General features: G+C 34.3%; 8 protein-coding genes and 1 tRNA gene. 5 read left to right on the top strand and 4 right to left on the bottom strand.

What is annotated here, in order from left to right:
• The first annotated feature begins 391 nt into the window (after positions 1 to 391).
• Entirely contained in the window at positions 392 to 988 is a 597-nt protein-coding gene (locus tag DWB61_RS02240; protein ID WP_125029261.1) for a bifunctional nuclease family protein, read from the top strand.
• A gap of 122 nt (positions 989 to 1,110) precedes the next feature.
• Here DWB61_RS02240 and DWB61_RS02245 read toward each other — a convergent pair whose 3' ends face one another.
• The 3 genes from DWB61_RS02245 to DWB61_RS02255 all read right to left on the bottom strand — a co-directional run bounded on the left by DWB61_RS02245 (position 1,111) and on the right by DWB61_RS02255 (position 5,834).
• Entirely contained in the window at positions 1,111 to 2,367 is a 1,257-nt protein-coding gene (locus tag DWB61_RS02245; RefSeq protein WP_125029262.1) for a nucleoside permease, read from the bottom strand.
• A 328-nt stretch (positions 2,368 to 2,695) separates the two neighbouring features.
• On the bottom strand, positions 2,696 to 5,548 hold the full coding sequence (locus DWB61_RS02250; RefSeq protein ID WP_125029263.1) for a PAS domain S-box protein: 2,853 nt from the start codon (positions 5,546 to 5,548) through the stop codon (positions 2,696 to 2,698).
• Positions 5,549 to 5,760: 212 nt separating this feature from the next.
• A tRNA-Ala gene (locus DWB61_RS02255) sits at positions 5,761 to 5,834 on the bottom strand.
• A 476-nt stretch (positions 5,835 to 6,310) separates the two neighbouring features.
• Between DWB61_RS02255 and DWB61_RS02260 the strand changes: the two genes are divergently transcribed.
• The 3 genes from DWB61_RS02260 to hflX all read left to right on the top strand — a co-directional run bounded on the left by DWB61_RS02260 (position 6,311) and on the right by hflX (position 9,528).
• Positions 6,311 to 6,991: an energy transducer TonB gene (locus DWB61_RS02260; RefSeq protein WP_125029264.1), complete on the top strand. Its 681-nt coding sequence runs from the start codon at positions 6,311 to 6,313 to the stop codon at positions 6,989 to 6,991.
• A gap of 447 nt (positions 6,992 to 7,438) precedes the next feature.
• Positions 7,439 to 8,122, top strand: a complete 684-nt coding sequence (locus tag DWB61_RS02265) for an energy transducer TonB (protein WP_125029265.1) — start codon at positions 7,439 to 7,441, stop codon at positions 8,120 to 8,122.
• 173 nt (positions 8,123 to 8,295) lie between these two features.
• Positions 8,296 to 9,528 carry a GTPase HflX gene (gene hflX / locus DWB61_RS02270; RefSeq protein WP_125029266.1) on the top strand — a complete coding sequence of 411 codons (1,233 nt, stop codon included), beginning with the start codon at positions 8,296 to 8,298 and terminating at the stop codon, positions 9,526 to 9,528.
• Between the two features lie 74 nt (positions 9,529 to 9,602).
• Here hflX and DWB61_RS02275 read toward each other — a convergent pair whose 3' ends face one another.
• Positions 9,603 to 10,595 carry an aspartate-semialdehyde dehydrogenase gene (locus tag DWB61_RS02275; protein ID WP_125029267.1) on the bottom strand — a complete coding sequence of 331 codons (993 nt, stop codon included), beginning with the start codon at positions 10,593 to 10,595 and terminating at the stop codon, positions 9,603 to 9,605.
• Between the two features lie 211 nt (positions 10,596 to 10,806).
• Between DWB61_RS02275 and DWB61_RS02280 the strand changes: the two genes are divergently transcribed.
• A partial coding sequence (locus DWB61_RS02280) for a lamin tail domain-containing protein (protein WP_148095932.1) occupies positions 10,807 to 16,073 on the top strand: 5,267 nt, incomplete at its 3' end.

The following is a 16,073-nucleotide window of genomic DNA, read 5'->3' on the forward strand; positions in this document are numbered from 1 at the left end:
AACATTAGGAATGAAATCAAGCTTAATGAAAAATCATTCAGTTGTTTATCATTAATTCATTATTTGCTTATAAAGGTCAAATATATGAAAGTTTTGAGATGATATATTAAGCTTATACTGGTGGTCTGTTGAGTTTAAGTTTTAATTTAGTAAATTGCTATAAGCATTTAGTCTATATCGAATCGGTCTCATTATAAGCTTAAGTCATAAATTATGAGATCAGAGTTTTCATAAGGAGTAAGATCAATGGAGCTTAAAATACATGTACAAAACTTATAAAACAATTTATATTTTTGTTAATATTACTGATTTGTAAGTGTTTTGAGTTATTTGCAAAAGGTTCGATTTATTGAATTATTTTCAGAATATGTATTGAAATTAGGAATTACACATGGGGAAAGTTAAATTAAATATACTTGGATTATCGTATAGTCAAACACAAACAGGAGCCTATGCTTTGGTTCTTGCTGAGGAAGATGGCAACAGAAGGATTCCTATTATTATAGGTGGGGTAGAGGCTCAGGCAATTGCTATTCAGCTAGAGGAATTAGAACCTCCTCGTCCTTTGACACATGATTTATTTAAAAGTTTTGCGATTGCTTTTTCTATTAAAATTGTTGAAGTCAATATATATCGTTTACATGAAGGGATTTTTTACTCAGAGCTGATTTGTGAGAGTGGGAATAACAGAGTACGAATAGATTCCAGAACCTCAGATGCGGTTGCTATTGCTCTCCGATTTAAATGCCCAATTTTTACAAGTGAAGAAATTATAGAAAAGGCTGGAATTACGCTAAGTATCGAAGGCGAGAGTGATGATTCTAAAATTGCTCCTGTTAAAGGAGTTAAATCTTCACATGAATATCGTAAGTCAAATCCTTTTGAAGGTTATTCAAAGTCTCAGCTTCAGGACATGCTTAATGATGCTATTAAAAACGAGAATTACGAAAAAGCCTCGCAAATTCGGGATGAATTAGAGAGACGCTAGATTGAATGCCTCATTTTCAAATAAAATAAACCTGAAAGAATATGAACTGGTCTCGTTCTATCTTTCAGGTTTTATAGTTAGTCAGAAAAGGGCTTAGTCAGCTCTGATAAAGAATTTTTTTATTAATGATTTATTTGTCCAATCGCATCAGGATTGTGTTTGTGCTTAAACAAGATTGCAAAGAATATTGCTATAACCAGAGAATAAATTGCAAAAGTATTCCAGATATCCATCCAAATAAAATCACCTTGATTCGTTGTGAAGAATTTTCCAATAATGATGCCACTCACCCATGATCCGAAGATGGCTCCAAATCCATTGGTCATCATCATGAATAGGCCTTGCGCACTAGATCGTATATTCGAATCACATTGAGTCTCAACAAATAGTGACCCTGAAATGTTGAAGAAATCAAAGGCCATACCATAAATAATACAAGATAGAATAATCATCCATAGCCCTCCGGATGGATCTCCATAGGCAAATAGGGCAAATCGCAGCACCCATGCAATCATACTTATTAACATTACCTGTTTAATACCAAATTTCTTTAAAAAGAATGGAATGGCAAGAATGAATAAGGTTTCTGATATCTGGGATATAGACATGATAATTGTTGAATATTTTACAACAAAAGAATCAGCATACTCTGGCACTTTTTCGAATTCAGACAAGAATCTGTCTCCATACATATTGGTTAATTGCAAAGCAGCTCCCAGAAACATAGAAAAAATAAAGAATAGAGCCATCTTGTAGTTTTTGAACAATTTAAATGCGTTCAAACCTAGAGTTTCGACAAGTGGTGCACCTTTTAAACCTTTATTTTGTGGCTTGCATTGTGGCATTGTAAATGAATAGGCTGCCAAAATGAATGAGACTACTGCTGCGATATAAAACTGGTTCGCAGATGCTTTTGATCCAGTTAAGTTGGTTATCCACATCGCCGCAATGAATCCGATGGTTCCCCAAACACGAATGGGAGGGAATACCTTGATTACATCGTAGCTATTGTTTTTTAGAATCGTATAGGATATGGAATTCATTAATGCAATTGTTGGCATATAACATATCATTGCAACTAGAATGATACTGATAAACATTGTTGGGTTATCTACCTGGGGTAAATATAACAGAGCTAAACCTCCTAAAAGATGAAGAATTCCGTAAAGTTTCTCAGCATTAATCCATCTGTCGGCTATAATCCCTGTAAGAGTCGGCATAAACAGTGAGGAGATCCCCAAAGTTGAAAAAACAGCTCCGAACTCTTGTGGCGACCAGCCTTTATTCCCAAACCAATAGTTTGCAATAGTTATTAACCAAGCTCCCCAGATAAAAAACTGAAGGAAGTTCATTAGTACAAGACGATTTTTTATTCCCATAGCGAGTTTAAGTATATTTAGATTTTAATATGTTCAAACTGAAAATTAGTAAAATTCTTCCTTATGAGGAATGATTTTAGTTGATGACTTTAAACGGCACGCAGCCATCATCTGCAGGAAGGCAGATGAAATCTGGAATTGGGATTTTGGTTGTAGAGTAGAATGATCGGAGTTTAGATACTCCATATATAAACAATACGAACGCTAAATATTCTATTAGCTATCATATTGTAACATACGGCACCAAAACTAATAAAAAAAAATAGAAATAGCCCTTAATATGACATTTGTAATGAATCTACATTTTAGAGTCGACTTCTATTATGAATTAATTGATATCGAAACTTAAGAGTATTTTATCAAACAAATCATTCTTATTGATGGGTTTAGAGATATAATAGTCACAGCCAGCAGCTAACGCTTTTTCTTTATCTCCTTCGATAGCAAAGGCCGTTTGGGCAATAATTGGAATCTTAGGACGAATTTTTTTGATTTTCTCAGTCGCAATATAACCATTCATCTTAGGCATGTTAATATCCATAAGAAGTAAATCAACTTTATTCTTATTTTGACAATATTCAACTGCTTCCTCGCCATTATTCACCCTAACACAATTCATACCTTTAGGACTAAGGAGCGCCTCTAAAAATGAAAAACAAGTTTCATCATCTTCAGCAATAAGAACAGTTTTGTTATTAAAGTTTAAGATGGGAGAAGTCTTTGATGAGTCAATGTTCGAATCATAATTATCTGAAAATGGGATTGTGAAAATAAAATTGGCACCATCACCTTCTTTTGACTCTACCCAGATATCTCCACCCATTAAATTGGTTAATTTTTTGCAAATAGTTAAGCCAAGACCAGAACCACCATAAATTCGGGTGTGTGAGTCATCAGCCTGACGGAAAACTTCAAATATTAGCTTTTGTTTATTGGGAGGAATTCCAATGCCTGTATCTTTTACAAAAAATTGAATGAATTCCTGTTGATTTTCTTTATGTAAATTACATCCAAATGTAATACGACCTTTTTCAGTAAACTTTAGTGCATTTTTGAGTAGATTAATCAGATTTTGTTTGATTCTTTTCTGATCCGAAAAAAGAATAGTGTCTTGGTTTTCCAGAGAATTATTTAGAATAAGATCTACATGTTCTTTATTCTGCAGTGTCTGTTCATTTTTAATTATCTCATAAACTTCATTTAAAAGGGTGTTTATGCTAAGAGGCTCGTTTTCAATTTTAATATCTCCAGTTTCAATTAAGGAGATGTCGAATACGTCTTCAATTACACCAAGCAGATGTTTTCCACTCATATTTATGATTTCGCTATAATAGATAATTTCCTCTAATGATAAATCTGCCTTTATCAAGTCTGAGAAACCGATCACGGCGTTTAAAGGTGTCCTAAGTTCATGAGACATGGTCGCTAAAAATACCGACTTGAGCCTATCGCTTTCTTCAGCAATTTCTTTGGCCTTAATTAGGTCACTTTCATGTTTTTTATTCTGAGAAATATCGCGAATAATTCCTTGATTGGCAATGCCATCTTTATAAGGTATAAAGCTTGATGAGACTTCAATCGGTATTTTTTTTCCTGATTTTGCAATGCCTACGAATTCAAATTTTTGGGAAAGTTTACTTTTGTCATTCTCTTGAATTCGAATGTTCATCATTTCAAGGCTCTCAGTAGCAATCAGATTGTAGAGGTTAATATGTTTCATTTCTTGGGAAGTGTAGCCCAGAATTTCTTCAAATCGTTTGTTAATTAATTCGAAGTGATTGTTATATAATAAGTAAATAGCGTCATTCGAGTTTTCAATTAAGGATCTATATTTTGCTTCATTTTCTTCTAAAGCGGTCTGCATTTTATATTCTTCTGTAACATCTCGGAATACGAGAACGACACCCGATATATTTCCAGTTTCATCTTTAATAGGAGCTCCGGAATCAGCAATTTGGAATTCACGCCCATCTTTTGAAATTAGTACTGTATGATTTGCTAGACCAATAATTTGGCCACAGTTAAGAACTTTTTTAACAGGATCTTCGACTCTCTCCTTTGTTGTAGAATTAACAATTTTGAAAACTCTTTCCAGGGATTGATCCTTGGCTTCATTGAAATGCCATCCTGTTAGTTTTTGAGCAACAGGATTCATTCGTGTGATCTTACCCTCTACGTCAGTTACGATTAGAGCATCGCCAATAGAGTTTAGGGTTATGCGTAAGTTTTCTTCATTCTCTCTAATTTGGCGAGTTTGCTTAGCGACTAGTTTCTTTACACTAATAAGCCAAAGCCAGAGAATAATAAAGGCTAAAATAAAAATAGACAGAATACTAATTATCGTTAACCATGTTTTTTTAGAGAATTTATTTGGTCTTGAGTGTATCCATTTTTGATGAAACTCTTTTTGTCGATTAAGAGGTATATTATCTATTATTTTATCTATAATCTTAAAAAGAGTTGGATCATCTTTGGATATAGCTACGGCTAATCGATTCATATACCCACTTCCATCAGAAATTTTAAGATTACTAATAAGTTCCGTGTCAATAATATGCGTTACGGTCATCTGACTAACAACCATGGCATCACAATCACCAGTGGAAACCGCCCTTATACATTCTATATGATTCTTGAAGCTTATAGGGGTAATATTTGGGTAATACTGAGCGATATAGTCATTAACGGCATAATTAGAGACAGTACAAATATTTTTATCTGCTAACGAACTCATTGAAGTGATATTGCTATTCTTTTGGCTGATTATAACATAAGGGATTTTTACAATTGAATTTGTAAATGATAGATATTCTTCCCTTTTGTTTGTGCTCGCACAACCAACAATTATATAGTTATGAGCTGTTTGAGAATAAGTTATCAGTTCTTCCCAGGTGTCAAAGTTTCTAAATTTAAAATCAAAGCCTAAAGAATTCTCTATTTCCTTTTGGTAATCAATTAATAAACCAACATAGTCTCCATTCTCATTGTGAAATGCAAGAGGTGGTTCTTGATATCCAAATAAGATTTCAATTTTACCTTCATTTTTATCAAGCCACATGCGTTCATCATGAGTTATGAATGGCTCATTAGACCTTTGGCAGGATAGAACTATTAATAACAGTGTAATCGTAAACAGATAAATTGAAAAAGATCTTCTGGGATTAATCGTGTGTAGGTACATGTCAAATAGATTAGGGTAACGAAAAATACGATATTCTATTCTAATCAGCAAGTTAAGTTTTCATGCCAGTGACATATTGTTTAGTAGAGAGAGTGTTGCTTTAGATTGAACTATACATTCTTAGTTGAGAATTGGGTTTATTGCGTATTTACATTTTGACATATAAAAAAAAACAGTTACTGCAAAATGCCGTAACTGCTTGATAGTATGAGTGGAGAATATCGGAATCGAACCGATGACCTCTTGACTGCCAGTCAAACGCTCTAGCCAACTGAGCTAATCCCCCAATACGATGACAAATATATGCCAATTATAATAATAGCAAAGCTATTTTATAAAAAAAATGAATTGAGGTATAACCTTTTTTAAAAGTGTACGTAAAAGGATATGAGTGGAAAATTAACGATGACCCATAATTGTTTACTAGGGTAAACGATTGATTACAGTAGAAGAATAGTGTGTATAGGTAGGATGAGTTCGGGCTTTGTTAATTTTCCACTCATTTTAATTTAGAATTTTATAAGACTAATAATTAAGGACGATGTTTATCGTCTTTTTTTTTGTCGTTAATTCTGTTGAAGTATATGTTAAAATATATACATGTTTGTTAAAATTCTTTAAGTCGGTTGTGGTAAGCTTATTTTATATTATCATTTTGTTATATTTATGTTCATAGATCAAATTGATTTTAATCAAACTTTTAATGAAGCATTCACTTGTTCTACAATAAGCTTTGATTTTTTACAAATTAATACTGGAACTATGGAGATCAAAAAAACAAAAAAAGCAGACTTGGAAAACAAAAGAGGCCTTTTTCTCGAAATTGGTTTAGTTCTTACTCTTGCCCTTGTATTTTTCGCTTTTGAATGGCGTGTTGATTCACACGAAATTAGAGAATTAAATGATGTGCAGGAATTGGAAGTCGATAATGAAATTATTCCTATCACACGTGAGCCGATTAATACACCACCTCCTCCGCCTCCAGCACCAAAACTGGCTGATATTCTTATTATTGTTGATGACAATGAGGATATTGATGAAGAATTAATCATAGAAGAAGCCATCGTTGATATAGATGAAGACGTCAAGGTTCAAGTGAATGAGGATATTGAGGTAAATGATGAGCCGCAAATTTTTATGGTCGTTGAAGAAATGCCTAAATTTCCTGGTGGAGATCTCGAATTATTAAGATGGATAAACAATTCAGTGAAGTATCCTGTAATAGCTCAAGAAAATGGTATAACGGGTCGAGTGCATATGAATTTTGTAATAAATGAAACTGGAGGTATTGAAAATATTGTAGTGGTTCGAGGCGTTGATCCTTCTTTAGATAAAGAAGCGGTTCGAGTAATTAAAAAGATGCCAAAGTGGAAACCAGGTAAACAAAGGGGGAAAGCGGTGAAAGTTTCTTTCTCACTACCCATTAATTTCCAATTACAGTAATTAATCTTGATTATAAATAATAAAGAGGCTCTGGAATACAGAGCCTCTTTATATTTTCAATTTTTTGATCTATTTATTCTGTTTACGCTAACGTTTGTAATTTGATATTTGATGTGTATTTTTGTGTAAATCTGATTGTTGTACGGATTGATATTGAAAATAGAATGGCATATTGATAAGTTTGGTGTTTAGAGGATCTGAAAATGAGTGACTCATTTCTCTTTGGATAGAATGAGCTGGAAACCTACTTTGTTCTTATGAAATTTGACTTTTTGAAGTATCTTTTGAGTTTTAAAATGTGTTATGTAGGTTGTTTAAACGTGTTTGACGTGAATTTTTCTATCTTTAACCCCCGAATAATTAAGCATGTCTAAAGTATAATTTTGATAATACAATTGGAATCTGTATTTTTAGACGCTGAATTTACTAGAAAATAAAAAGAAAACTATGGAAGTTAAGAAGTCACAAAAAGCAGATCTAGAGAATAAGAGAGGTCTTTTTCTAGAGATTGGTCTGGCTCTTACTCTTGCTATTGTATTTCTAGCCTTTGAGTGGCGAGTTGATACAAGTGAAGCCACTGTGTTGCAGGCAGAGCAAGAAGTGCAGGCTGAAGAGGAAATTATTCCTATTACTCGTCAAGAGCCTGTTAAGCCACCACCACCACCACCACCAGCACCAAAGGTTGCTGATGTTTTGAACATTGTGGATAACGATGAAGAAATTGATGACGAACTAGAAATTGAAGACTCTGAAGCCGATATGGATGAGGATGTTGAAATTCAGGTTGTTGAGGAAACAGAGGAAGAAGATGAGCAGCAGGTTTTTGTAATTGTAGAAGATATGCCTGAATTTCCAGGTGGAGATCTTGAATTGCAGAAATGGATTAACAGATCTGTAAAATACCCTGTGATTGCACAAGAAAATGGTATTACTGGACGTGTATACGTTGGTTTTGTTGTAAATAAACTTGGAAAAGTTGAAAATGTTAAGATTATGAGAGGGGTTGACCCATCACTTGACAAAGAAGCTCTTCGTGTAATTAATATGATGCCGAAGTGGAAGCCAGGTAAGCAACGTGGCAAAGCAGTAAAAGTATCTTATACTGTACCTATCAATTTCCAGTTACAATAAGTAATACGTTTTGTATTCGATATATGAGGCTCTGATTTTTCAGAGCCTCTTTTTGTTATGGGTCTAACTCACTTTATATACGAATATTGCTTACTTTTGTCGATACCTTTAAAAGAGAGAGGGTTTAGTTTTTATAAATGAATTAAATCCATAAATCATATATTCGAAAATAAATGGGAGATTTCCTTAATAATAAAATAGAATCGGAAAAAGCAATTTTGATTGGTGTTATTGACCAATCTTTAGGTATGACCGAAGTTATGGTGAAAGAATATCTTGATGAGTTAGATTTTCTTGCATTAACAGCGGGAGCTGAGACGGTGAAGCGTTTTACTCAAAAATTACAACGTTCACATCCCAAAACTTTTGTTGGGACAGGTAAACTTGAAGAAATTGCACAATACCTTAATGATAATCCAGAAATAAGTCTGGTTATTTTTGATGATGAATTAAAGCCATCACAGCTTCGAAATATTGAACGTGCTTTGCAACGCAAGATTTTAGATAGAACCAACCTAATTCTTGATATTTTTGCTAGCCGGGCACAGACAGCTAATGCGAAGACCCAAGTGGAGCTAGCACAATATCAGTATTTATTACCCCGATTAACGCGATTATGGACTCACCTTGAGCGTCAAAAAGGGGGAATTGGAATGCGTGGGCCTGGTGAAACACAGATTGAAACTGACCGTCGTATAATTCTTGATAAGATTGCGAAGTTGAAAGAGGATTTGAAAAAGATTGATAAGCAAAAAACCGTTCAGCGTAAAAATCGTGATAAAATCATTCGTGTTGCTTTAGTTGGATATACCAATGTAGGTAAATCAACACTAATGAATCTTATAAGTAAGTCTGAAGTGTTTGCTGAAAATAAACTTTTTGCTACACTAGATACCACGGTTAGAAAAGTTGTGATTCAGAATGTTCCTTTTTTATTAGCTGATACGGTTGGTTTTATTAGAAAATTACCTCACAATTTAGTTGAATCTTTCAAATCGACATTGGACGAGGTTCGTGAAGCCGATATTATTTTGCATGTTGTCGATATTTCACATCCGAACTTCGAAGATCATATCAATGTGGTAAACGAAACGATGGCTGAAATTGATAAGGTAGAAAAGCCACGCTTCTTAATTTTCAATAAAATTGATGCTTTTAATTATATTAAAAAGGATGAAGATGATTTGACTGCTAAGCTGCGCGAAAATTATAGTCTTGATGAGTTGAAAAAGATGTGGGTTGCTAAGGGCGATACACCATGCTTATTTATCTCTGCAAAGGAAAAGGATAATATAGAGGAGTTCAAGGAGCAGATATATAATGCTGTACGCGAGATTCATTCAGCTCGTTTCCCATATAATAATTTCCTATATGAAGACTACTCAAATTTGAGTGAAGAGGAATAAGAAAGACTAAAAAAGCGATGCTCCGAAATTACATTTTGGAGCATCGCTTTTTATATTTCAATTTGGAAAATAGCTTATTTTACAATTCCACTTTTTGTTAGATATTCAGCAATTTGAATGGCATTTGTTGCGGCACCTTTACGAAGATTATCAGCAACAATCCACATGTTCAGACTATTAGGGTTCGAGAAATCACGACGAATTCTACCAACAAAAACTTGATCTTTATCGTGAGCGAATCGTGGCATCGGATAAATATTCTTGTCGGGCTCATCTTGCAGAACAATTCCTTCAGAATGAGCAAGAAGTTCTTTTAATTCATCTAAATCGAAATCTTTCTCAAATTCTATATTTACTGACTCAGAGTGACCCCCAACTACCGGAACACGAACTGCAGTTGCGGTAATTCTGATTGAGTCATCACAAAGAATCTTTTTAGTCTCATTAATTAACTTCATCTCCTCTTTCGTGTATGCATTATCTTCAAATACATCACAGTGAGGTAAGCAGTTTTTATCGATAGGATACGGGTAAGCCATTTCTCCATCGATACCAGCTCTTTCATTTTCCAATTGCTCAACGGCTTTAACACCAGTTCCACTTATAGATTGGTAAGTTGAGATGATTAGGCGTTTTATTTTGTATTTTTTATGAAGAGGAGCTAATGCAACCACCATTTGAATAGTCGAACAGTTTGGGTTGGCGATAATTTTATCATCAACACTCAGTTCTGAAGCATTAATTTCTGGTACGATTAATTTTTTTTCAGGATGCATTCTCCAAGCTGAAGAATTATCAACAACAAAAGTTCCTACTTTCTCAAATTCGGGAGCCCACTCTAGCGAAGTATCGCCACCAGCTGAGAAAATTGCAATATGAGGTTTTAATTCAATTGCTTCTTTCATGCCAATTACTGTTACCTGTTTACCTCTAAACTCGATCTTTTTTCCCTTCGATCTTTCACTTGCAACGGGATACAATTCATCTACAGGAAAATTTCTTTCGGTAAGTACCTCAAGAATTTTTTGTCCCACTAAACCAGTGGCGCCTACGACAGCAATTTTCATAATAAAAAATTCTATTAAATTGGATTAATAATTATAACTTACTTACTCAGATTCAGTTAGTCTGTGGAATTGAACCTGGGTTAGTATAAAAACATCGAATTAACATTGATTGGTTAGTTCAATTTTTTCAGAGATGTATGGGACTCTTTTTTGATATGTTCCAGAATATCTCTTGCAGTTAATCGAGTCAACGAATATAGAGTTTTTAGGTATGAAAACACATTCTTTTATTAAAGTATTATTTCTGTTATTACTGAGTATAGGAAGTTTGCAAGCTCAGGATGTGATTTATTCAGAAGATTTTAATGATGATGTTGGGCAAGGTAATGATGGAGGAGTTATTGAGTTATCTGAAGTTGAATGGACATTGAATACTGATGCTTGTACGATTGTAGCAGGAGACTATGTGAAAGTTGTTGATACTGGTAATACTAGGCTTGAAGCTTTAAATTGTAATGGTGAAGCTATTTGGATGAGCCCAATGATTGACATCTCAGCGTATGAAGATGTTAATATTTCAATTTATGTGAAGGAATTAGGAACATCAACGAGTACAAGTAAGTTTGTGAAACTATATTATAAGACAAGTATTGATGGTGAAGAAATCCTTTTTCCAATTAATGGTCTTAATGATGGGAATTTTGATGAAAGTACCGCATCTGTTAATAATATAAATGGGAATCAAATTTTTATAATTGCTAAGCTTAATTCTCACTTGTCTACTAATAGAGTTTACATTGATGACATCTTAGTTTCAGGAATTCCAATAGTAATTTCAAACGATGCATTAACTCAGGTTTTAGAACCGACAAGTCAGGTTTCTCCTCAAAATATAAGTTCGATTGCCAATGATATAAATTCTGCTGAGGCATTATTAAGGTTTAAATTGACTGAGCCGAGTGGAGCTGATGATCTGGGTACTAAAATAGCATCTATCAAGTTTACTAATATAGCTTCTGATAATTCAGCAGATTTAGCAAATCAATTTGGAGGTTTTGCTATTCATGATGGGAGTAATTTCATTCCAACAAGCTCAGTTAATATAAGTGTAGATGAAGTGATTCTGAGTTTTTTGGAAGATGATTTTACTCTTTCTGATGATTCTTCTCACGAATATGAATTAAGGGCGTATTTGAAATTATCTGGAATTACTGATGGAAAGAAAGTGAAGCTTGAAATAGCTGCAGGAGCAACTAGTATTACAACCTATAACTCGGGTTCAGATTTTGATAACGCGAATAGCGAGGTTGTAGTTTCTCCCGAACATCTGATTTCGGTTATTGGTACGAACCTGCGCTTTACAGCAATCCCGACTATTAGCCTAATTAAGAATACAAGTTTTTCGCTCTCACTTGATGCAAGGGATATTAATGGGAATATTGATTTAGATGTCAATCAAAATATCGATTTAAGTCTTGAGACTGGGACTGGAATTTTAGGAGGGGTACTTGCTAATAATCTTTCATCAGGACAAGTTACCTTTAATGATCTCTCATATAATCAGGCTGAAAATATCATAATACAAGCTTCTGCTACTGGTTTTGTTTCTGCTATCTCTGAACCAATTTCAATTATTAGTTCCCAATCCACTGATCTTAGTTTGCCTGTTTGGATACCTTCCAACTTAAAGATATCCTCATTAAAAAATTCGGAGGAAGATGCGTTTGAGGTCTTTAAATTCTCAGTGGAAGATAAAGGGGATGACTTGGAGTCAACATTTCTGAATGCATTGAGACTTGTTCCTGGTGATAATAATTCTATGAATTGGCAAGACAAAATTGCTGGTTTCATACTACACATGGGAGCGAATAAATTAGATGCAAGCTGTACATTCGATAATTCAGCCTTAAATATCAGTATTGCTGATACAGAATCCTTAAGAGAAATTACTGAAGGAACAAGTCGAGACTATTCAATAAGCGCTTATCTAAAAACAGAACAAGCTGACGGGCAGATTTTGCAGTTAAAAATTGAGAATACTCATGAAGGCTGGGGAACGAGTGGGAGTGGCTTGGTTCCAAATTTAATTGGTGATTTACTTGGTCCAAGTTTCTCAATAGATATTGCTGGAACTCACTTGCATTTTATTTCAATTCCAACTTTTGATGTTGGCTTTGCATCAAATTTTCAGCTTGGAGCCGAATTAACTGATGTTAATGGAAACAAGGACTCAGATGCGAGTCAAAATGTAAATTTAGCAGTTGTTGATGGGAATGGCGTCTTATCAGGAACATTAACAAAATCTTTAATTTCGGGTTCGGTTGTATTCAATGATTTGTCATATAATTATTCCGAATTGATTACTCTATCTATTTCTAGTGATGGTCTGATTGGTGAGGAATCAGAAGAAATTAATATTCTGTCTTCAAAATCGACACATGTTCAGGTCATAGATTGGTTGCCTGATAATCTCAATATTTCATCTTTAGCCGTTTCGGAAAATGATTATACAGAAGTTTTTCGCTTCCAAATAAATGATATTGGTGATGATAAAGAGCCAACTAGGTTGAAGAAAATCCGTTTGATTTCATCGGTGAATAATACGCTTAATTGGGAAGAGGGGATTGCAGATTTTCGATTGAAAATTAATGGTGAAGTTGTAGATGCTGAATTTTTAAAAACGGAGAAGGATTTGATAATTAGTTTTCAAGAGTCTGAAAATTTGGCAAGTATAGTTGACGGGACATCAAGTGAGCTCTCACTATCTATATATCTGAATGAGAAATCAACTGATGGGGCTCGTTTTCAGGCTTCTATTGAAAAGGGACATTCAGTTTGGGAGGTAAATGGAACTCAATTGATAGAAGAATTTACAAGTGATTTAAGTGGACCAAGTTTTACGATTGATGTATATGGTACAGAACTGATTTTCACGAATAAACCTCCTAAAATAATTGTTCCTAATGAGAGTTTTGAAATGGGATTGAAAGTCCTTGATAAATATGGAAATCAAGATCTCAGTTCTGCAGTTGTAGCAAGAGCGTCACTTGCTTCCGGAACAGGTGAATTATCTTCTGTCTCAGGATTGAATACAGGTCTTGTTGAAGGTGAATTCTTATGGAATGACTTGATTTATAATGCGGCTGAAAATTTCACTTTGATAGTAGAAGCCGATGGTATGAGCCCTGTTTTGAGTGATAATATCTCAAGTCTTGACGTCAATTCATTGGTTATTCCTTCGAATTCACCAATTCAGTCAAAAGCCCTTAACCCTATGGCTACGAGTTCTGATAATTCTGAAGTGATTTTTAAATTTTTAATTAAAGATTTAGGAACTTCGGATGATGATCCAACCATAATCAACACTATGAAATTTTACAATAAATTATCTGGAGAGGGCTTGGGTTGGAAAAAGCATTTAGCAGGTTGTACTTTGATTAAAGATGGTGAGGTGATTGCTAAAACGATGACGATTGAAGATGATTTCATCTCGTTTACTTCTTTGGATGTTGAAGTAGTCAATGCTTCACAATCGGAGTTTGAGTTAGGCGTTTTTTTTAAGAAAAGTTTGTTGCCTGATAAAGCTCAAATTCAAGTAGAGATAAGAAAGAAACATGGATGGAAGGCATCTACAACAGCATCTTCTTTGGAGACAGAATTCTCAGAGAATATTCAATCGGCCTTACATTATATTGAAATCAATGCAGATCGATTGAGTTTTGTTTCTTGCCCTATAGGGATTACTTCAGATGATACATTTGACCTGATAATTGCAGCCGTTGATGAGTATCAAAATATCGACATTGACAAAACTTCTTTACTCAAGCTAAGTTTGACATCAGGCGATGGATCCCTATCCCAAGAGGGGTCTATTGGTCATCTGGCAAATGGAATTTTAGAGGTTGCAGATTTAACTTATTCAGGAAATCAGATGTTCGAATTATCTGCGAATGGCGATTTGACAACAGCTACTAAAGCAATATTTGTGCAAGAAGAGTCTCTGATTTTATTTGATGATTTTGAATCTCAAAGCTTAAGTGAATGGCAAAATACTTCCGACTGGGCATCATCTTCTTATTTGTCAATTAATGGCTCTTATAGTTTAAAGCATAACCTGACTAATGCGATTGGGAACAGTTTTATTGCACGACCTTTGGATAATATTCATATAGGTTCAGAATCAATTTATTGGGAATTCATCCTCAAAAATTCAGCTTGGGATCCGACATCGTCGAATAAGTTTGTCTTTCATTTATTGATGGATTTTAATGATCCAGATTTAGCCAATAACTTATACTCAGTAGGGGTGAATTTGTCAGGATCGGATGACAAATTAAGTTTGTGGAAAACGAATGATGAGGGTTTAGAGCTTTTGATAAAGTCAGATTTTGATTGGAATGAGGATGAATCTGTTGCTGTGAAAGTAGAGTATACCGCAAAAGGAGAGTGGCGTTTTGATTATAATCGTTTGGGCGAAAAGAATAATTGGTTAGGAGCGGGAATGGCATTTTCAGAAGTTGAAGGTGATGTTGAAACTTGGTATTCTGGATTGGAGTTTAATTTCGAAACGGCATCTCGTGCTGGAGAATTGTGGTTTGATGACATCAATATTGAGAGTTATAATACAGCTCCATTTTTGAAAACATATGCTGTTTTCTCCGATTCTATAGTCCTTAATTTCTCTGAAAATCTTAGTCTTTTAGAATCTTCAAAGCTTAATAATTTTCAATTGGAACTTGAGGACAACCTTATTCCAATTAAGGAAATTAAAGCAGGAAGTCTTAATGATCAACTTATCTTATTTATGGAGATCGCATTTCTTACAGGGCAATATCATTTGAGCCTAAGTGGTTTGGTTGATCTTAACGGAGCTATATCTCAAACTGAAGAAATAGAATTTGAATTCTTTGCAGAATCCAAAGCTCATGATTTAATCATTAATGAAATATTTGCTGATGAAACACCTATTGTTGGCTTGCCAGAATATGAATTCATAGAGATTTATAATGCCAGTTATTATCCTATTAATATAAAGGACTACAAATTAAAGGTTGGGAGTACTGAGAAGATCCTTTCTGATTTTGAAATTCAATCTCATGAGTATTTAATTTTATGCTCTAATGCAGCCGTTGAGCTTTATAAAGCGTTTGGAAATTCTCTAGGTCTTAGTAGTTTCCCAAGTTTGACCAATTCAGGTGTCCGTATTTCCTTAGAATCTCTATCAGGCGTGTTGCTTGATCAAGTCACCTATTCATCGGATTGGTATAGAGATGATGATAAGAAAAATGGAGGTTGGAGTTTAGAGCGAATTGATGCTTCTAATTTTTGCTCAACGGTAAGTAATTGGTCAGCATCAGAAAATGAAAAAGGAGGAACCCCAGGGCATGTGAATTCAGTGAAAGGAGTTTATAAGGATATAGTAGCTCCTGAATTAACAACTTATTTTTTACTCTCAAATCAGGAATTGCAGCTGGAGTTTTCAGAAAGTATAAATGAAGATGTAGCACTATTACTTTCAAATTATGCGATTGTTGGCAA

It is taken from the genome of Ancylomarina euxina (assembly GCF_003863355.1).
Lineage (GTDB): Bacteria > Bacteroidota > Bacteroidia > Bacteroidales > Marinifilaceae > Ancylomarina > Ancylomarina euxinus.

Bases quoted from the DNA above. Each gene is read 5' to 3' on its own strand.
- DWB61_RS02240 (WP_125029261.1), top strand. From the start codon at position 392: ATGGGGAAAGTTAAATTAAATATACTTGGATTATCGTATAGTCAAACA.
- DWB61_RS02245 (WP_125029262.1), bottom strand. From the start codon at position 2,367: ATGGGAATAAAAAATCGTCTTGTACTAATGAACTTCCTTCAGTTTTTT.
- DWB61_RS02250 (WP_125029263.1), bottom strand. From the start codon at position 5,548: ATGTACCTACACACGATTAATCCCAGAAGATCTTTTTCAATTTATCTG.
- DWB61_RS02260 (WP_125029264.1), top strand. From the start codon at position 6,311: ATGGAGATCAAAAAAACAAAAAAAGCAGACTTGGAAAACAAAAGAGGC.
- DWB61_RS02265 (WP_125029265.1), top strand. From the start codon at position 7,439: ATGGAAGTTAAGAAGTCACAAAAAGCAGATCTAGAGAATAAGAGAGGT.
- hflX (WP_125029266.1), top strand. From the start codon at position 8,296: ATGGGAGATTTCCTTAATAATAAAATAGAATCGGAAAAAGCAATTTTG.
- DWB61_RS02275 (WP_125029267.1), bottom strand. From the start codon at position 10,595: ATGAAAATTGCTGTCGTAGGCGCCACTGGTTTAGTGGGACAAAAAATT.